Here is a 19,070-nt window from a genome sequence, read left to right as displayed (position 1 = left end):
TTTTTAATTGTCCTTTTTAAAATCTCTAATTTTACCGTAAATAACGATTGCAAGCGTAAGCGCTATTAAAGCTATAAAAGCGATGCATATTGGGCTTGAAGCAAAGATTTTCGACGAGCCGTCTGACAAAACCAAACTCCGCCTAAAATTTTCTTCGGTTATGTCGCCCAGTACCAATCCCAGCAAAATGGGAATGGTTGGAAAATCAACTTTTATAAGAACGTAAGCCAAAAGCGCAAAACAAAGAGAAATAAAAATGTCTATCGTGGAAGTGTTTACACTGAATGCACCTGCAAAACAGAACATGACTATGATAGGCGTCAGTATCGCAAGAGGAATGTTGATAACTTTGGCAAAAACACCCGTCAAATATCTTCCCTGTAAGAACATAAACAAGTTGACGAACAACAGCCCTATCATGATCGCATACATTGTAACACCGTGTTCTACAAATAAATTAGGTCCCGGAGTTAAATTGTGCACCATCAAGGCGCCTAGCATAATCGCAACGCAGCCGTCGCCCGGTATTCCCATCGTAAGAAGAGGAATCAAAGTGGCGCCGGTAACCGCATTATTCGCCGTTTCTGCAGCGGCAATTCCTTCGATCGCCCCATCGCCGAATTTTTCAGGAGTTTTAGACATGTTTTTTGCGTTGTTATAACTGAAAAAAGAAGCCATAGTAGCTCCCGTTCCGGGAATAATTCCGATGACCACACCGATCGCCGCGGAAATAAGAGAGGGAAGCGCCATAAGTTTATATTCGGCTTTGCTGATTTTACCCTTGTCCTGTTTAAGAATTTTTGCGTCAGCTTTAAGAATTTCTTCTCTTTTACCGCGCGCAAGTATTTCGCTTAAAGCGAAAATTCCGATCAAACATATAACAATGTCAAATCCCGAATACAAATTTATATTACCGAAAATATAGCGCGGCTGTCCGTTCACAGGGTCAAGTCCCACTGAAGAAATAAAAAGTCCCAAAGCGCCTGAAATTATACCCTTTACCAGACTTTTGCCTGAAACCCCGGCGATGATCGTAAGGCCGAAAAGACAGACCAAAAAATATTCGGGCGTGCCCATCTTTTGAGCAAATTTTGCAAACTGGGGAGCAAAAAATAAAAGAGCTAACGCTGAAAAAAATCCTCCGAACGTGGAAGCTTGGAGCGCAATATTTAACGCCTTTCTGCTTTGCCCGCGCTGAGACATGGGATATCCGTCAATCATGGTAGCGGCAGCGTGCGGAGTACCGGGGGTCTTAATGAGAATGGCGGATATCGAGCCGCCGTAGCCTCCGGCGCAATAAATTCCGAGCAAAAACATAAAGGATTCGATCGGGTTCATCGTATAAGTGAGAGGTAAAAATAAAACTATGCACAATATTACGGTAAGGCCGGGGACCGCTCCGAAAATGACTCCCAATAAAAGCCCTATATTCATCCATATAAAATTCGGGATGTTAAAAAAAACTTTAAATCCTTGTATAAACAGATCCATTTTATCCTCTTTTACGGTAAACGAACGTGTAAAACTTCTCGGAACACTAAGCCGATTATTACTGCAGAAGCTAAAACTATCAGGTAATAATGCCATTTTCTGACTCTAAAGTAAAAAGTCATGGCAACGCCGAAAATCATTGAACTTACGATAAAACCCAAAAGCTTTATCGTAAAAAAATAAGCCAGCAAAATTATAAAAATGAGCAACGCCCTTAATTCCGTTAAAATTTCAATCGTTACTTTTTCAGTTTTTTTCTTTGCGATGATCTTTATCACTTCTTTTACAAAAATAAAAATTGAACAGAATAATATTATTCTAAGCAGTAAAAGAGGAAACGTCTGCGCATTTATAGCGGACGAGCCGGTAATTTTTATTTGTTCCGGCATGATAAAAATAAAGACGGAAGAAAATATTATAAACAAAAGGGAACCTAGAATATTCGCATTAAAGCTGATTGTTTTCCCCTCCAGGCGCTCACCTATATCGTCCAAGCCCTTATTTATTTTATCAAAAAACACAGTTATTCTATTCATTGAATATCCCCGGTTTAAAAGGCTGCCTAATTATCGCGCTTCAAGGCGGTCTAATTAAACAGCCTTTTTTTGTTATTTATTAGCATTAACAATGTCTATTACGTTCTGAATATGAGCGTCGTATTCAGCCTTGTCCATGGGGTTTGCTTCTATCATTAAGTTCTTAAAAAGTTCGACGACTTCCGGTTCCTGCAAAATTTTTAAATAAGCGTCGCGAATTTTGCCGATAACTGCGGGATCCGTTCCTTTTCTGGCAAAAAGACAGCAAGTGTTAGGATAATAGGCCTTGATTCCGTAAGAACCCACGCCTCTAACATTATAAACGTTGTTGTTTACGCCGTCTTTGTTGAACACCACGATAGGTTTTAAAATTCCGGCTTCCACATTCCCCTTTGCCTGCGACTGGTGGGAAACTGCAAATAGGGCTTCTCCCTTTGCCGCCGCATCCAGAGCCAGATTTGCGCCGTTGTAGCTTACCAGTTCATATTCAATACCCAGCTCTTTAAATAAGGCCTTTACTAAAAAAGCTTCGGATCCGGCCGCGCCGTTTACCGCAATCTTGAGTTTTTTTCCCTGTCCGTAGGCTTTAAGGTCATCAAGGTTATTGATATTGAGTTTTGCATTTGCCGTCATAACAAATATAGCCGAATATATGTTTACAATAGGTTCAAAATCGGAATACTTGAATCGGATAGCTTCGGATCCTGCGATATTCGGGGCAATTGAAAAACCGCCTTCTCCTCCGAAAATTAAATTATAAGAATTGGGTTCGTTTTTTAAGTAATTCGTTAATGCAATGTTCCCTCCGGCACCCAATTCATTGGTAGCAATTACGGGAACTCCAAAATATTTGGAACCGAAAGTTGACATTTTTCTGTTTACTATATCGGCAACGCCGCCGACGGCCCACGGGCAAATCACGGTAATTTCTTTTTCAGGCCATTTTAAGGTTCCGGACTCTTTTTGTCCGCCGGCAAATACCGACGACGCTAGCAAAAACACGGTTAAAAACCATACAACTTTTTTCATAAAACCCTCCAATTTCATTTATTTGTTTCAGTATAAAGTGCAATTGTCATAAAACAAGACAAAAATTAAATGTATTTGGAATAAGTTGTATGGTCAAAAGAAAAAAAATTAAAGTTGTCTAAGCGAAAGAATTTTATGTTTTTGGACGCAGTTATTTGGTTGTTATTCGGCGCTATTCGGCGCGGGCTAATGCGGCAGGCCGCGACGCCTTGGAATGAGCGCAGGCTAGTACGGTAAAGCGCAAAGTTCCCGCGCAACGGCAGGCTGAATGCACTGTGACTAGCGGCGGACTGAACGTTTCAACTTATTTTCGTTCCAAGGGCAAAGAGCATTTTTTACCGAGCCGGGCGCTTTTATATGCGGCGCATATTATTTCGACTGCACGGCTTGCGCTCTCGCCGGTTATGTCCGGTTCGGAGTCGGTGTCAACGGCGTTTATGAACGATTCAAAAAGCCTCTGATGGCCGTGGAATCCTATAGCAGACGGATCGGGAGCTCCGCCTCCTGTTAAAGTCGCATTGCCGTACTCCGCTCTAATCCGCTCGTCTTCATCCGTTTCGTTTGAAAACTCCCATTTTACAATATTTTCTTCTTCCATGACGGCGGTGCCTTCCGTGCCCATTATTTCAATTCGCTTAAAAAAACCCGGATATGCGCACGTAGTGCCTTCTATAGTTCCCACCGCGCCGTTTGCGAATTTAAGGGCAACCGCGGCGGTGTCCTCAACTTCGATTCTCTTATGTCCTACGGTTCCGATAAAAGCGGACACTTCTTTGACAGGCCCCATAAACCACTGGAGCAGATCTATCGCATGTATGCCCTGATTCATCAAGCAGCCGCCCCCGTCCATCTTCCATGTTCCCCTCCAAGCTCCGCTGTCGTAATATTCTTGACTCCGGCACCATTTTATCTGAGCGTCCGCAAATGCGATCTTGCCGAATCTTCCGCTTTCAATTGCCTTTTTTACTATTCGGGAAGCATCGTGATATCTGGAAGGAAAAACGCCTGTCAATTTTACCTTATTTTTTTTACAGGCGTCTATAATGACCTTGCATCTTTCGGGCGTTACTTCAAGCGGTTTTTCAACAATGACATGTTTTCCGGCTTTTGCGGAAGCGACGGCTCCGTCAAGATGAAGCCCTGAAGGGGTGGCAATCGTCACAATATCGATTTCAGGATTATTAAGAAAATCCGCCAAATTTTCATATCCCATGCAACCGTGCTTTTGGGCAAACGCCCCCGCCTTGCCGGGAACAGGGTCAAACCCGGCTATAAGCCGGGCGCCGTCAATATGCTCGATCGCCTTTGCGTGGAACTCCGAGATCATTCCCAGTCCTATTATCCCAAAACCTTTTTTTTTCATCGCTTTACCTACCAAACAGGTTTTTAATCTTCGACAGCGCCCGGCTTGCATCTTTCCATGTCTTAGGCTTTTCCGTTTCAAAAGAAACGGTTTCCTCATAACCGAGTTTAAAAAGAATATTGAGCGCATTAAAAACGTATTCGTCGGATTCTTCGGGAATACGCCTGTTAAAACCGGCAATATGTACATGTCTTACATGGTCAACACAGGATTTAAGAGAATCAAGGGATTCTCCGTTGGACATCATGTGAAACAAATCGACCATCATCTCAAGGCCGTCGTCATGCACAGTCCTCACAAGCTCAAGGCCTTCCGAAGCCGAAACGATTAAATTGCAGCAGGTTTTATCAAACGGTTCAATGCAAACAAGCATTCCCGCACGCTTTGTCCTAGGAAGAATGACGTCTTTAAGTATCCCTACGAACTGATCGAAAGCTTCTTTCCTTGTCTGCTCCGGGCCGAATGTCCTTGAAGGGCCGCTTCCGAGTATTATTTTTAGGATCCCAAGCCTTTTAAGTCTTGGAAGAATACTGTCCAAATATGAAGCCGTCTTGTTAACGTCAATTCCTTTTCCCACAAGTTTGATATCCGCCGGAAAAAAGTTACAGGCTGCAAGGCTTTTGATGTCCGATTTTTCCGTCTTTTCGACAACGCTAGAAAATTCGGATTCCGGCATTTCGTAAAAATTCATCAATGGGAATTCCACATAGTCGAAGCCCGCTTCCCTAATCATGTCAAGGAACTCAAGGCCGAGCCCGAAACGAGGTTCCGTGGAAAAACCTGTGCAGTAGCCGTATTTCATCTCATTTCCATTCAATGCCGAGCCCGTCAAGGATCTTCCTTACGGCGTTGACTGCAACCGCAAATTTTTCAGGCGAAGTGCCGCCTCCGAACCTGCCGGCGACGTCAAGATGCGGTTCCATGGAAATAAAAATGTCTCTGTCACGCAATCTGTCAAACACTTGCGGAATACAAGAGACGCCTTCGCCCGGAACGCTCATATCAAGCGCATGTCCCGAATAGTCTTTAACATGGACATAGCTTATATACTTATGCATAACTTTTTCGGCATCCAATGCGTTCTCTCCCGCTATGGAATAGTTTGCAGGATCAAAAACAAGGCCGAAGTGATCGGATTTAAGAGCTGCGGCAATTTCGGCGCTTTGCGCGCTTAACTGTCCGTAAATTTCAGACTCATTTTCATGAAGAAGGGTAACTCCTTCCCTTGACGCAAATTCCGTCATTTTTCCAAGTCTGAACAGAACCTCGTCACGGTGTTCAAGGATATTGCCGTTCCTGCAGTAAAAGGAAAAAATTCTCACCCTTCCGCATCCGAAGAAATTTGCAAGCCGTACAGCCCTTTCAAGCCTTTTCATCTCAAGTGAAAGAGGATCTTCTATAAAGGTCTTGCCTATCGGGGAACCTATACACGAGACTTTTATGCCGCATCCTTTAATTGTCTTTCCGATCAGGCTAACCTGTTCGTCCGTCAGCTCCATCACATTGGAACCCCACGCGGACCGCAATTCAAACCATGAAAGTTTCATTTGCCGCCATATTTCCATCTGAGCATCAAAATCGGGACCAAGTTCGTCTGCAAAGCCCGTAAGCGTAAACATGCTAAGCCTTCCTAAAAATTACCTTTTCGATTTGAATTTGTAAACAAGTTTTTCATAAAAGGGAGTCTGTGTGAAAATCAGATACGCAATCAGGAGCATAAAGAAAACGGATATCGGCCGAGTAAAGAATATGGATATGTCTCCGTGCGTAAGCAAAAGCGCTCGCCGCAGATTCTCGTCGGCCATATTGCCGAGTATGATTCCCAAAAGAAACGGCGCGCCGGGCATTTTCAAATAGCTCATAGCTATTCCCAAAAGTCCGAAGACGAACATGAGTTTTATGTCAAATAATCTGTTTGAAACTACAAAGGCGCCTATTACGCAACACACAAACACGATCGGCATAAGTATCTTTGCGTCTACCGCAAGAACTTTTACGCTGAACCTTGCTATAACCATTCCTAAAAACCACATAAGGCAGGACGCAAGGAACATAAAGACTATAACGTAGTATAAAAAGTTTGGAGTATCCTGCATAAGAAGCGGTCCCGGCCTATATCCGTGCATCCAAAACGCCGCAAGCAAAACCGCGGCGGAAGTCGATCCCGGGATTGCAAGGGACAGCACGGGAATGATAGCTCCTCCTATCGCGCCGTTGTTTCCCGCTTCCGCAGCTACGACGCCGTCAATGCATCCGTTGCTCCAGAGCTCAGGCGTCTTCGAAACCTTTTTTTCTGACCAATAAGATATCCATCCGCCGGTATCTTCTCCTACGCCGGGAATTGCGCCCATAAGCATCCCCAGAATACTCGACCTCAATATGTTTAAGCGGTTTTTTAAAAGTATGATGAGTCCTTCCTTAACGCTGTACTTATTGTTCTGCTGCATCATAGCCTTTGCGCCGCCGCTAAAAGCTTTGACAACTTCGGGAAATCCGAAAAGCCCTATCATGACCGGCAGCAGCGATATCCCTCCTGCAAGATTAATGCTGCCGTAGGTAAAGCGCCTGTATGAATATATGGTGTCCATTCCGACTTGGCTCATGAGCAATCCTATAAAACCCGATATCCACCCCTTAAGCGGATCTCCGTTGCTGGTAAGGTTTCCGCATATTACGACTCCGAAAACAGCCAGAAGAAACATTTCATGACTCATGAATTTTAGGGCAAATTGCGTCAACATGGGAGTGAACAGCGCAACGCATACAATGCTGATGATAGTTCCGAAAAACGAGGCGCCTGTCGCCACAAAAATTGTAAGCCCGGCTTTGCCCTTAAGCGCCAACGGATAACCTTCCATCGCTGTAGCCGCGGAAGCCGGAGTTCCTGGTATATTCAAAAGAATCGCACTCTGGTTTCCCCCTGATATGGCGCCGATATATATCGACAAAAGCGACATAATGGCCAAAGGACCGTTAAAATTGTATGTCAATCCGGTGAGCAAGGCTACCGCCATTGTCGAAGTCAGTCCCGGAAGCATTCCGAAAATCAGGCCGGTAAAAACAGACAGTACCAATGCCAGTAATCCCGTAGGGGTGAGGGCGATAGCAAACGCTTCACCTATGTAACCCAAAGCTGCCATTTTTCATTCCTCCTCTTACGGCATGGGAACATTAAAGATTATTTGGAACACCAGAATGATGGCAAAAGTCGCACAGGCGGATATAAGCAGCAGCTTCGCAATCTTTCCGAACGATTTTTCCCAGTTAATGAATATCAGCAAAGTAGAGAGGGCAATGAAGGTGGCGATCCAGAAGGGAAGTCTTCCAAGCATGATAAAGATATAAACCCAGAATATCGCAATACCGATCAATGCCTTGTGCACATTCTTACTCTTTACGAATTCAGCGCAAAAAGTCTTTATATCGAAAAGGCATTCTTTAAACGGATGTTCCTTTAAAGTTCTTCGTATGTATATAACCGAAAATATAAAAAGGCATATGCCTATTATCATCGGCATGAGTCCCGAAGAATAATAAAATACGTCTACAAAGTCCTCTTTCCAGAATGTTATGCTCTTACACATCACGTAAACGGACACCGCAAGAACTATGACTCCTGCGACGAGGTCTATACCGAACCTGCTCTTTTGATCCGTCGGTTTTTGATCATCCATGATTAGCTTCCTTAAATCACACGAAAGACGGTAGAAATTACGGAGAATCTTTCAACGACACTTTTTTTATAAAGCACTAAAGGTCGGGTCAATACGGAAAACCGTACCGACCCGGGTCAAGTCTCTATCTCTTATATCCCAGATCCTGAGGAGATCGTTTTGCTATTCCAAGGTCATATAGAGTAAAGCCTATGGCCGCGGCCGCTTTGTCTTTGAGTTCGTTGGATTCCGCAATCGTCGAACCTAGAAGGATCATACCTTTTTGACCGGCGAAAGCTTTTACGCTATCCGTCTTACAGGCCTTCACGAACGCAGCTTCAAGAGCTTTTTTCGAGGCGTCCGGAACGTCCGACGGGAACATAAGGCCGAATGCGTCTCCGATCGGCAGGGATTTTGCAAGTTCCGGAATAAACGTCTTTATTGACGGAATCGGTTTGGAAACGCCTTCAAGGACAAGATTTTCTTCCGTTAGAGAACATAGAGCGACAAGGTCTCCCGACCTGAGAAGATCGATCATTTCATTTGAAAGCTGAGACGTAAAGTCTACCTCGCCTGCGAGAAGCGCTTTAATCGCATCGGCTCCGCCCGCATAAGGGGTGTTAAGCCCCTTGCCCATAACGGCGTCCGTTGCGGAAAGAACCATAACGGCGTTGTATCCCGAAGAACCTATGCCGGCGACGCTGTTTTTGATTGTGTTTGCAGGATTGTCTTTAAGAGCCTTGTACAGGTCGTTAAACGTTTTGTACTTGCTGTTCTTTGAGACGGCAATTACACAGGGCACATAGTAGGCGGCCAAATAATCCCAATCCTTCGGCGACCAGTCTGCAAGACCGTTCACATAATGAGTATGCGGCGTCGCATTTGCAATTAAAGTATAGCCGTCGTGAGGTTTTAACAGACAGTCGTTCATGCCGACCGTTCCCGTTGCGCCGGGAGTGTTGACTACGCTTATTTTTACTCCGAAAATTTTAGACATCTCATCGGTAACCCGCCTGCCGACTAAATCCGATGATCCGCCGGCTCCCCACGGAACAATCAACGTAATGTCTTTCGAAGGAAAAGGCTTTTCTCCTGCAGCCTTAGCGAACACAGCCGTACAGGTCAAACAGAGAACCAAAGAAACGATACAGATCTTCTTCATACTTTCCTCCTTATTTATAAACGATTGGTGTTAATATCATAACACGCGCAAATATAGCCGTCAACGATAATAATCATCGCAATAACCGGCAATAATCCGGCAATCAAAGCATTTAATATCACAACTATTATCATAAAGTGATATTAATTATTGTCTGTTCCGCGGAAAGCAAGCATTTCAATAAGCCTGGTCTTGAAGAAATCTGCGCAGCAGCCGAGAGCGGTTATATCTTCAAAATCTCGGGTCATTATCTCTATCTCAACGGAAGCCTTTGAATACCACGGAAGCTTTTCCCGAATCGTTTCAACCAGCGCCCTTCTTATAAGTTGATTGCCTATGAACGGTCCATACACGATAATTCTGTCTGCAGGGAAAACCCTGTGCGTGTTATCGATGACGCAAGCTACGCTTTCAACGGCTCTTTTAATCACAGGATCGCCGGAAAAATCGCAGCTTGCCATGAGTCGGCCAAGCTCTTTTTCATCGGATGGAAATGTGCCTAAAACGGATTCCAAATGCTTCTGTAAAGCCCAGCCTGAACTGACAGTCTCAAGACAGCCTCTTTCTCCGCACCTGCAAAGCGTTGCATCTTTGGGCGGCACGATCTTCATGTGGCCTATTTCAGAACTACTTCCTGCCACGAGAGAGGGGATCTTTCCGTTTATGCAATAAGCGGCGCCTATCCCGTATCCCCAGTGAACAAGGATTATGGAAGAATCGTTAATGCTGACATTTCTAAAAATTAAGGCGTTCAGCTGAGAGTCCAAAAACCGATAAAGCCTTACGGGCACTTTGAAGCGTACCGAAAGTTTTGAAAAATCAAGGTTTGAAACCTCAGGCCACCTTGAATTGAACACCCACCTCGTTCCGTTCGCGCTGACTATTCCGGGAACGGCAATTCCGATTCCTACAAGAATTTGCCTTTTGGTGATACAGTATTCCAGCTCTATGATCAGGCGAACGAGAGACTCAAGGAATACCGTGTTATCCGCATCGTCGGGAACGGGTAAACTCTTTTGCCAAACGCTTTTCCCTTCCATGTCGATGAGATCTGCAGTTAGGGTGTTTGAAGAAACTCCGACGGAAATCGCCACAAGCCTGTCAAAGCGCGGATGAAGTATGACCTCCGGTCTGCCCTTTCCTTGAATTCTCACTTCCGCGTCCTCGTACACAAGTTCGTCTTCCGTAAGCTGCTGCACCGAATCCGAAACATTATTGGGCCTTAACCTGAGTTTTTGATTCATCCGCTTGCGCGACGTTCCATCTTCGGCACATATAAGCTCATAAAGCCTCGCCTTTTCAATGTCGCGTGTTTTAAATCCGCGGTTGAGATAGTATTCCGAAACCAGGTAATTCATATGTATATTAAAACTATTCTACCATATTTCAGTCAAAAAAATAATTCTACGGATCGTTAAAAGCTGCAATCGCTTCAGGCAATGCTGGATTTTTTTGCGCAATAAGTTCCTCCGTGTCGGTTTCAGCCCTGAAGACGCGGCCCTGTTGCCGTAAATAAGCGGTTTTCCGATTTAACATTCCGTATAAAGCAAAATATGGTTTTCAGACCGATATTTTTCACGTCATCAATATTGCTAAATCTACAGGAACGGTATAATCTATAAGCAGCTATTGTTGGTGGTTTTACCACTATCCCATAACTTATCCCAATATTCTTTTAGGAGGGCTTATGTCCAGAAAAAAGCAGTCAATGGACGGTAACCAGGCGGCTGCACATGTTGCGTATGCATTTACGGAAGTTGCAGGTATTTATCCCATAACTCCGTCATCGCCAATGGCGGATTTTGTCGATCAATGGTCGGCAAATAATTTGAAAAATATATTCGGAACGGAGACTAAGGTCATTGAAATGCAGTCTGAAGCGGGCGCCGCCGGCACCGTGCACGGTTCCCTTGCCGCAGGCGCAATGACCACAACGTTCACCGCGTCTCAGGGGCTTCTTCTGATGATCCCGAATATGTACAAAATTGCAGCGGAACAGCTGCCGGCTGTTTTTCACGTTTCGGCGCGTACCGTCGCAACTCAGGCATTGAGTATCTTCGGCGATCATTCCGACGTATATGCCTGCCGTCAAACGGGATTTGCGATGCTGGCGGAAAGCAGCCCGCAGGAAGTCATGGACTTGGCTCCGGTAGCTCACCTTGCCGCGATTGAAGGGAAGGTTCCGTTCCTTAACTTTTTCGACGGATTCAGAACGTCGCATGAAATTCAAAAACTTGACGCATGGGATTATGCGGATCTGAAAGAGATGTGCAATATGGAAGCGGTAAAGGAATTCCGTAAGCACGCGCTCAATCCTGAAAATCCGTCGATGCGCGGTTCGCATGAAAACGGCGATATTTTCTTCCAGCACCGCGAAGCATGCAACCTTGTGTACGACGCTTTACCCGAAATCGTACGCAAATACATGGCAAAGATAAATGTAAAACTCGGCACCCAATACGATCTTTTTAACTATTACGGAGCGAAAGATGCGGATCGCGTAATCGTAGCTATGGGATCCGTTTGCGACGTAACGGAAGAAGTCGTAGACTATCTCATGAAAAAAGGCGAAAAAGTCGGTTTGATAAAGGTTCGCCTGTACCGCCCGTGGGTTGCGGAAGCGTTCCTTAAAGTTTTGCCGGCCACCTGTAAAAAACTCACTGTCCTTGACAGGACAAAAGAGCCGGGATCTTTAGGCGAACCCTTGTATCTGGACGTAGCGACTACCTTGCGCGAAGCGGGAAAGCACGACGTCATTCTTACCGGCGGACGCTACGGATTAGGCTCAAAGGACACTCCTCCGTCAAGCATATTCGCCGTATATAAGGAACTTAACGAAGCTTCTCCGAAAACACGTTATACTGTCGGTATAGTTGACGACGTTACCAATTTAAGCCTGCCTGAAATAAAACCCGCCCCCATCACTTCGGCTGAAGGCACGGTCGAATGTAAATTCTGGGGTATCGGCGGCGACGGCACCGTAGGCGCAAATAAGGATTCTACAAAGATCATAGGCGACCACACAAACAAGTATATTCAGGCCTATTTTCAATATGACTCCAAAAAAACCGGCGGCGTAACGATCTCTCACCTGCGCTTCGGCGACAAACCGATCAAAAGCCCGTACTATATCAACCAGGCAGATCTTGTAGCCTGTCACAACCAGTCCTATATCGTCAAAGGGTATAAGATGGTTCAAGACGTTAAAAAAGGCGGTATCTTCCTTATCAACTGCCAGTGGTCCGATGAAGAACTTGACAAGCACCTCAACGCGGAAGCGAAAAAGTATATTGCAAACAACGATATCAAAGTGTACACGGTTGACGCGGTCGACATTGCAGGTAAAATCGGTCTTAACAAACGCACAAGCACCGTGCTTCAGTCGGCGTTCTTTAAATTGGCGAAGGTTCTTCCCGCGGACGATGCCGTTAAGTACATGAAAGAAAAAGTTGTGGCAAAGTTCTCAAGCAAGGGACAGGACATCGTCGACATGAACTGCAAGGCGATCGACGCGGGAGTAAACGCGCTGCATGAAGTAAAGATACCTTCTTCTTGGAAGAATCCTCCGGCAGACGCACCGAAACCCGCTTTGTTCGGCGAAAAGAGCACAGTCGCAATGGTCAAAAATCTTATGCAGCCCATCGCGCTCATGGACGGCGACAGCTTACCCGTTTCCGCATTCAAAGATATTGCCGACGGCCAGTTCGGAACCGGTATTGCCGCCTATGAAAAACGCGGTATAGCCGTTATGGTTCCCGAATGGACCGCGTCGAAGTGTATTCAGTGCAACAACTGTGCGTTCGTGTGTTCGCACGCGACGATACGTCCTTACTTGCTGTCCGATGCGGAAGTAAAAGGCGCTCCTTCAAATCTTGTTACGGCGGACACCAAACCGAAACCGAGTCAGTACAAATATACCCTTTCGGTATCGCCTCTTGACTGTACGGGTTGCGGCGAATGCGTAACCGTATGTCCTACAAAGGCTATCGCGATGGTTCCGCAGGAAACGCGCGTTCAGGAACAGCCTGTATTCGACTATTTGGTCTCTCACGTAAGCAAAAAGACGGATGCGGGTATGGACGACCTTACGCCGAAAGGTTCGCAGTTCAATCAGCCGCTTTTGGAATTTTCAGGTTCATGCGCAGGATGTGCGGAAACTTCTTACGCAAGGCTTATCACACAGCTGTTCGGCGAACACATGTATATTTCCAACGCCACAGGATGTTCTTCCATTTGGGGTGGACCGGCCGCTACCTGTCCGTATACCGTCAACAAGGATTCGAAAAAAGGCCCGGCATGGGCGAACTCTTTGTTCGAAGACAACGCCGAACACGGCTTCGGTATGGCGGTTGGACAAAAATACATACGCAACGGCTTAATCGCTCAGCTTGAAGAAATGGGAAAAAGCAATAAGGCGAGCGCATCCTTCAAAGAGGCCTTGTCTCAATTTATGGCGACAAAGGATAATACCAGATCAAATGCGGAACCGTGCAAAGCCCTTATCGCGGAGCTTGAAAAAGCCGCTGCATCCGGCTGCGATCTTTCCAAGGAAATTCTTGAAAAGAAAGAATATCTTTCAAAAAAATCCGTATGGGTAATGGGCGGCGACGGATGGGCCTATGACATAGGATTCGGTGGCCTTGATCATGTTCTTGCTTCCGGAGAAGACATAAACGTCATAGTTTTCGATACCGAAATGTATTCGAATACGGGCGGTCAAGCGTCAAAGGCTTCGAATATCGGTGAAATCTGTCAGTTCGCCGCGGCAGGTAAGGATATCGGTAAAAAATCTCTTGCGGAAATCGCAATGAGCTACGGATATGTTTATGTTGCTCAGATAGCCCTAAGCGCAAATCCGTCGCAAAGCTTAAAAGCAATTGTAGAAGCGGAAGCGTATAAAGGTCCGTCGTTGATCATAGCCTACTCTCCGTGCGAACTTCACGGAATTAAGGGAGGAATGAATCACTGTCAGGACGTAATGAAGTCTGCAGTAAAATCAGGCTACTGGAACCTGTTCAGCTTTAACCCGGCTCTGAAAGCGGAAGGCAAAAATCCGTTTACGCTTTCTTCAAAACTCGGAGACGGCTCTTATCAGTCGTTCCTTGCAAACGAAACGCGTTACTCCGCTCTTACCAGAAAATTCCCGGAAAGAGCGAGCGTTCTGTTCAAGAGAAACGAAGACACGGCAAAAGCCCGCTTCGAGCACTTGCAGAGACTGGTTGAATTGTACAAATAAGCGAGCTTGAAGTGCGGCGTTGCAGGACACGGTTTTCTAAAACGCCGCATGAGAGTAGCGCATATGTAAGTACGCGAGTTTTCAAAAGGGAACTTGCGGCGCGCATTAGAGCGCGCATACAACCAGGAGCCCTTTCGTAAGGCGATCCGCCTTACGAAAGGGCTTTTTTATCGGCGACGTTTCAGCTTTTAACCGCTTGTAAATTTTTACAATTTTACAGGCGGTTTGCCAAAATTAAAGACTTATGAGAAACAAGAGGAAGCGCTGATTAAATGCGCTCCTCGCTTTAATCAGCACTTTTCTAAAATACCCGATTACACTATAATCGCTCTACCATGGCCGGATTTTATGATTTTTTTGATGTCGCCGTTGTAGGCGGCGGACATGCGGGAATCGAAGCGTCTCTTGCTTCCGCAAGGATGGGGCTGAAAACCGTACTTATAACGCAAAACATAGACTCCATAGGAAAGCTTTCCTGTAATCCGTCCATAGGCGGAATTGCGAAGGGAAACATCGTACGCGAAATCGACGCGCTGGGCGGCGAAATGGGAAAGATCATCGACAAGTCTATGATCCAATTCAGGCTTTTAAACCGCCGAAGAGGACCTGCAGTGCAAGCGCCGCGCGCACAAGCCGATAAAATTCTTTATTCGCAAATCGCACGAAAGACGGTAGAAACTACGGAAAATCTTTCAACCTTGATGGATTCGGTAACGGATATTTTGACTGCAATCTCTTCTGCAAAACTTCCGCCCCAGTCCGACAGCATTGCGGAAAAAGGCTCCATTCCCGGCGAATTACGCGGCATAAAAACAGGCGAAGCTGCAAAAAGCGGAATGAGGCAAAAAGTTACGGGAATCGTAACCGAACGCGGAAGGATAATTCCCGTACGAGCCGTAGTCCTTACGACAGGTACGTTTTTAGGCGGTAAAATTTTCATAGGCGATTACGACGCTCCCTGCGGGCGGCTAGGTGAAGAAGGAGCTTTCGGGCTTACACACTCGCTTAGCAGGCTGGGCTTTACAATAGGCAGATTAAAGACGGGAACGCCGCCGAGAATTCTGCGTCACACGGTAGACTTTACAAAACTTGCGGCGCAGCTTTCGGATGAAGACATTATTCCCTTTTCCTTTGATAATGAAAAAATTGAAAGGCCCATGGTTTCCTGCCACATAGCCTACACAAATACGAAGACTCACGACATCATAAGAGAAAACATAGGACGCTCCCCTTTATACAGCGGAAAAATTTCAGGAATCGGGCCAAGGTATTGCCCTTCGATTGAAGACAAGGTTATGCGGTTTTCGGAAAGGGAGCGGCATCAAATCTTCGTTGAACCGGAAGGGCTTGAAACCGACGAAATATATTTAAACGGTCTTTCTTCCTCTTTGCCGGAATCGGTGCAGGACGCCTTTTTAAGAACTATGGAAGGCTTTGAAAACGCCGTTGTGGCAAGGCCCGGCTATGCCGTAGAATACGACTATGTAGAGCCGACGCAGCTTTATCCTTCCCTTGAAACAAAACGCGTGGCCGGGCTTTTTAACGCGGGACAGATAAATGGAACGTCAGGCTATGAAGAAGCCGCAGGTCAAGGCCTTATAGCGGGAATAAACGCTGCCCTGTACTCCAAGGCGCATAAAGAATTTTGCGGCCCCTTGTGCGCCTTAAATGAGGATACGGATGGAAAACCGCTTAATGAACGCATTGAACAATTCCAAAAAAAGGCCGGCTTTACAAATTTCCGCGTAATTCCTGAATGGAAGCCCGTCATACTTCATCGTTCGGAAGCATATATAGGCGTTTTGATCGACGACCTTGTAACTTTGGGAACAAAGGAACCCTACCGTATGTTTACCGCTCGTGCGGAATACCGATTGAAACTCCGCTTTGATACGGCCGACCAAAGGCTTTGCCGATACGGTTTTTACGCGGGATTAAAGACTCGGTCGCAGCTTGACGCCGTAAACGAAAAATACGCTCTTGAAGACAGGATAATAGCGGAGCTATTAAAAAATCCTAAAATGCAAAATCCGGGATATCCTCAAAAAGTATGGGAAACGGCGCAGATAGACTTCAAATACAAATACTATATAGAAAAACAGGACAAGCGAGTCGAAAAACTGCGCCGCATGGAAAACACCAAGATTCCCGTTAATTTCGATTACGGATCTATCCCTTCGCTTTCAAGCGAATCGCGGCAAAAACTTGAAAAGATCCGCCCTTTAACGCTCGGACAGGCAGGCCGCATAAGCGGAATACGAAACAGCGACATTATGCTTTTGATGGTTTATCTCAGGTAGATAACTTTTGCAGTTTCAGTGTGCGGTTTTCGCCTCCGAACAAACGCACGGCGATCCAATTGTAAAAAAAACGTAAAATATGTAAAATCAATTTCTATGGATTTGTTAAAAAAGCTCGAAGATTGCTCCGTCCGGTTAAAGGAGCTCGATAAAACCGTCGCCGATCCCGATTTGGTAAAAGATCCTCAAAAATACAAAGCCGTTATGAGGGAGCACGGACATCTCAGTACGATTGCAGCTCTTTACGACGAGTATAAAAAGGTTTTGAAGGGTATTTCCGACGCACATGAAATGATAACGTCGGAAGACGATCACGACATGAGGGAAATGGCGAGAGAAGAGCTGCGGGAATTGGAAGAAAGACTTCCTAAACTTGAAGAAGAGATAAAATTAAAGCTTATTCCGCCGGATCCTCTTGATGAAAAGAATATTATAGTTGAAATACGCAACGGAGTAGGCGGCGACGAAGCGTCGCTTTTTGTAATGGATCTGTTTCAGATGTATACGCGGCTTGCGGAGCGCAAAGGCTGGAAATACGAAGTCATAAATTCCAGTCCTACGGAAGTAGGCGGATACAAGGAAATCACTTTTTCCATAAGCGGAAAATTCGTATACGGAACTCTCCGCTGGGAAGGCGGCGTCCACAGAGTGCAGCGAGTTCCGACGACGGAAGCGCAAGGGCGAATCCACACAAGCACGGTAACGGTGGCGATACTCCCCGAAGCGGAAGAAACCGAAATTGAAATCAAACCCGAAGACGTAAGGATCGACGTAATGAGGGCGGGGGGACCCGGCGGACAATGCGTAAACACGACGGATTCCGCCGTGCGGCTCACACACATTCCCACAGGTCTTGTAGTCATACAGCAAGATGAAAAAAGCCAGATAAAAAACAAAGCCAAGGCGTTCCGCGTATTACGCGCCCGCCTGTTCGATATGGAAGAGTCTAAAAAAAATGCCGAACGTTCGGCCGCACGCAAGTCTATGGTAGGCGCCGGAGACAGGTCGGAAAGGATCCGCACGTATAACTTTCCGCAAAACCGTGTTTCCGATCACCGCATAAACCTTACGCTTTATAAACTGGACCAGTTTATGCTCGGCTACATGGATGAAATGCTCGACGCTCTTAATGTTTATGCAAAAGAAGAGCAGCTTAAAGCGGACATTACGGAGATGAACAATGACTGACATCCCGTGCTGCGAACAGGATGATTTGTGACAGTTTCGGAAGCCGTCGGATACGGCGTAAAATATCTTAAAGAAAAAAAAATCGACCGAAAAATTTTTATGCCGGAAACGACACCGATTTTTGACACGCCGGTTTTAGACGTAAACTGTATCTTAGAGCATACGCTAAAAAAATCGCGAACGTTTATCTTATCGCACGGCGACACTGAGCTTTCAAAAAAACAAACGTCCGTTTTTAAAAATGCCTTAAAAAAGCGAAGAGAAGGACTTCCCGTAGCATATATTACGGGCGTCAAAGAATTTTACGGACTTGATTTTCTTGTAACACCTGACGTTTTAATTCCCAAACCCGACACGGAACTTTTGGTAGAACATGCGCTAAAGGAAGCTGCCCAAAAATTTGCCTCAAGAGAAAATTTTACGGCAAATTTTACAGCGGATTTTACGGCAGGCCTTGCGGCAAAACCCGAAGACCGTAAAAATTCCCGAAATGCCGCTTACCGTGTAGCGGACGTATGTACCGGAAGCGGCTGCATCGCCGTTTCTTTTCTGCACGAAGCCGCCGCAAGCGGTGTAAATGCAGCCCTTATCAACCTTGCCGTTTATGCCTCCGACATAAGCAAAAAAGCGCTGGCCGTGGCAAAAAAAAACGCTTGCCGCATTCTTTCGGACAATCCGGCGGCAAAAAAGGCTATGGATTTTTTTCAAGGCGATCTGCTTGACGCCTTCCCCAAGGAAATTCGATTCGAATTGATTTTGTCAAATCCGCCGTACGTACCGTCCGAAACGGTAACGGAACTTTTAAAAGACGGCAGAAAAGAACCCCGCGTCGCCTTGGACGGAGACGTCACGGCTATACAGAGTAAAGATTTCTGCGATGAAAATTCATGCAAAAAAGATTTTCACGACGGACTTGCAATTATACGCAGGCTTATTCCTCAGGCGTATGAGAGGCTGTCGGCCGGAGGGCTTTTTTTGCTCGAAGCGGGAGAATACAACGTAGAAAAAACTGCAAAGCTTATGAAAAGCGAAGGTTTTGCGGACGTTAAAATTCACAAAGACTTGTCGGGGCAGCTTCGGCTCGCGGAGGGAAGAAAACCTTTTTAGGACGG

14 protein-coding genes are annotated in these 19,070 nt (G+C 45.8%); 4 read left to right on the top strand and 10 right to left on the bottom strand.

The window, feature by feature from the left end; translation table 11 throughout:
• Positions 1-3: 3 nt before the first annotated feature.
• The 10 genes from HRQ91_RS00995 to HRQ91_RS00950 form a co-directional block, all read right to left on the bottom strand.
• Positions 4-1,491 carry a tripartite tricarboxylate transporter permease gene (locus HRQ91_RS00995; RefSeq protein WP_210119869.1) on the bottom strand — a complete coding sequence of 496 codons (1,488 nt, stop codon included), beginning with the start codon at positions 1,489-1,491 and terminating at the stop codon, positions 4-6.
• 11 nt (positions 1,492-1,502) lie between these two features.
• Positions 1,503-2,027, bottom strand: coding sequence for a tripartite tricarboxylate transporter TctB family protein (locus tag HRQ91_RS00990; RefSeq protein WP_210117350.1), 525 nt, complete (start codon positions 2,025-2,027; stop codon positions 1,503-1,505).
• A 72-nt stretch (positions 2,028-2,099) separates the two neighbouring features.
• Positions 2,100-3,056 (bottom strand): tripartite tricarboxylate transporter substrate-binding protein, encoded by a 957-nt coding sequence (locus HRQ91_RS00985; RefSeq protein ID WP_210119868.1) that lies wholly within the window; start codon positions 3,054-3,056, stop codon positions 2,100-2,102.
• 304 nt (positions 3,057-3,360) lie between these two features.
• Positions 3,361-4,419, bottom strand: a complete 1,059-nt coding sequence (locus HRQ91_RS00980) for a Gfo/Idh/MocA family protein (RefSeq protein ID WP_210119867.1) — start codon at positions 4,417-4,419, stop codon at positions 3,361-3,363.
• A 4-nt stretch (positions 4,420-4,423) separates the two neighbouring features.
• Complete coding sequence (locus HRQ91_RS00975) at positions 4,424-5,221, bottom strand: sugar phosphate isomerase/epimerase family protein (RefSeq protein ID WP_210119866.1); 798 nt, start codon at positions 5,219-5,221, stop codon at positions 4,424-4,426.
• A gap of 1 nt (position 5,222) precedes the next feature.
• The gene (locus HRQ91_RS00970; protein ID WP_210119865.1) at positions 5,223-6,038 is read right to left on the bottom strand and encodes a sugar phosphate isomerase/epimerase family protein; all 816 of its coding nucleotides are present in this window, start codon (positions 6,036-6,038) and stop codon (positions 5,223-5,225) included.
• An 18-nt stretch (positions 6,039-6,056) separates the two neighbouring features.
• On the bottom strand, positions 6,057-7,559 hold the full coding sequence (locus HRQ91_RS00965; protein ID WP_210119864.1) for a tripartite tricarboxylate transporter permease: 1,503 nt from the start codon (positions 7,557-7,559) through the stop codon (positions 6,057-6,059).
• 15 nt (positions 7,560-7,574) lie between these two features.
• Positions 7,575-8,093 carry a tripartite tricarboxylate transporter TctB family protein gene (locus HRQ91_RS00960; RefSeq protein ID WP_210119863.1) on the bottom strand — a complete coding sequence of 173 codons (519 nt, stop codon included), beginning with the start codon at positions 8,091-8,093 and terminating at the stop codon, positions 7,575-7,577.
• A gap of 124 nt (positions 8,094-8,217) precedes the next feature.
• On the bottom strand, positions 8,218-9,234 hold the full coding sequence (locus HRQ91_RS00955) for a tripartite tricarboxylate transporter substrate binding protein (protein ID WP_210119862.1): 1,017 nt from the start codon (positions 9,232-9,234) through the stop codon (positions 8,218-8,220).
• A 143-nt stretch (positions 9,235-9,377) separates the two neighbouring features.
• Positions 9,378-10,592: an ROK family protein gene (locus tag HRQ91_RS00950; protein ID WP_210119861.1), complete on the bottom strand. Its 1,215-nt coding sequence runs from the start codon at positions 10,590-10,592 to the stop codon at positions 9,378-9,380.
• Between the two features lie 329 nt (positions 10,593-10,921).
• On the opposite strand from HRQ91_RS00950, the gene nifJ reads away from it, so the two are divergent.
• The 4 genes from nifJ (at position 10,922) to HRQ91_RS00930 (ending at position 19,065) form a co-directional block, all read left to right on the top strand.
• Entirely contained in the window at positions 10,922-14,470 is a 3,549-nt protein-coding gene (gene nifJ / locus HRQ91_RS00945) for a pyruvate:ferredoxin (flavodoxin) oxidoreductase (RefSeq protein WP_210119860.1), read from the top strand.
• Between the two features lie 335 nt (positions 14,471-14,805).
• Positions 14,806-16,770, top strand: a complete 1,965-nt coding sequence (locus HRQ91_RS00940) for a tRNA uridine-5-carboxymethylaminomethyl modification enzyme MnmG/GidA (RefSeq protein WP_210119859.1) — start codon at positions 14,806-14,808, stop codon at positions 16,768-16,770.
• Positions 16,771-16,872: 102 nt separating this feature from the next.
• On the top strand, positions 16,873-17,958 hold the full coding sequence (gene prfA, locus HRQ91_RS00935) for a peptide chain release factor 1 (protein ID WP_210118697.1): 1,086 nt from the start codon (positions 16,873-16,875) through the stop codon (positions 17,956-17,958).
• Positions 17,959-17,985: 27 nt separating this feature from the next.
• Complete coding sequence (locus tag HRQ91_RS00930; RefSeq protein ID WP_210119858.1) at positions 17,986-19,065, top strand: N5-glutamine methyltransferase family protein; 1,080 nt, start codon at positions 17,986-17,988, stop codon at positions 19,063-19,065.
• The last annotated feature ends 5 nt before the right edge of the window (positions 19,066-19,070 follow it).

It is taken from the genome of Treponema parvum, from assembly GCF_017893965.1.
Lineage (GTDB): Bacteria > Spirochaetota > Spirochaetia > Treponematales > Treponemataceae > Treponema_D > Treponema_D parvum.
This window is presented reverse-complemented; position numbering and strand designations above follow the sequence as displayed.

Coding starts and splice junctions, on each gene's coding strand:
- HRQ91_RS00995 (WP_210119869.1), bottom strand. CDS start 1,491: ATGGATCTGTTTATACAAGGATTTAAAGTTTTTTTTAACATCCCGAAT.
- HRQ91_RS00990 (WP_210117350.1), bottom strand. CDS start 2,027: ATGAATAGAATAACTGTGTTTTTTGATAAAATAAATAAGGGCTTGGAC.
- HRQ91_RS00985 (WP_210119868.1), bottom strand. CDS start 3,056: ATGAAAAAAGTTGTATGGTTTTTAACCGTGTTTTTGCTAGCGTCGTCG.
- HRQ91_RS00980 (WP_210119867.1), bottom strand. CDS start 4,419: ATGAAAAAAAAAGGTTTTGGGATAATAGGACTGGGAATGATCTCGGAG.
- HRQ91_RS00975 (WP_210119866.1), bottom strand. CDS start 5,221: ATGAAATACGGCTACTGCACAGGTTTTTCCACGGAACCTCGTTTCGGG.
- HRQ91_RS00970 (WP_210119865.1), bottom strand. CDS start 6,038: ATGTTTACGCTTACGGGCTTTGCAGACGAACTTGGTCCCGATTTTGAT.
- HRQ91_RS00965 (WP_210119864.1), bottom strand. CDS start 7,559: ATGGCAGCTTTGGGTTACATAGGTGAAGCGTTTGCTATCGCCCTCACC.
- HRQ91_RS00960 (WP_210119863.1), bottom strand. CDS start 8,093: ATGGATGATCAAAAACCGACGGATCAAAAGAGCAGGTTCGGTATAGAC.
- HRQ91_RS00955 (WP_210119862.1), bottom strand. CDS start 9,234: ATGAAGAAGATCTGTATCGTTTCTTTGGTTCTCTGTTTGACCTGTACG.
- HRQ91_RS00950 (WP_210119861.1), bottom strand. CDS start 10,592: ATGAATTACCTGGTTTCGGAATACTATCTCAACCGCGGATTTAAAACA.
- nifJ (WP_210119860.1), top strand. CDS start 10,922: ATGTCCAGAAAAAAGCAGTCAATGGACGGTAACCAGGCGGCTGCACAT.
- HRQ91_RS00940 (WP_210119859.1), top strand. CDS start 14,806: ATGGCCGGATTTTATGATTTTTTTGATGTCGCCGTTGTAGGCGGCGGA.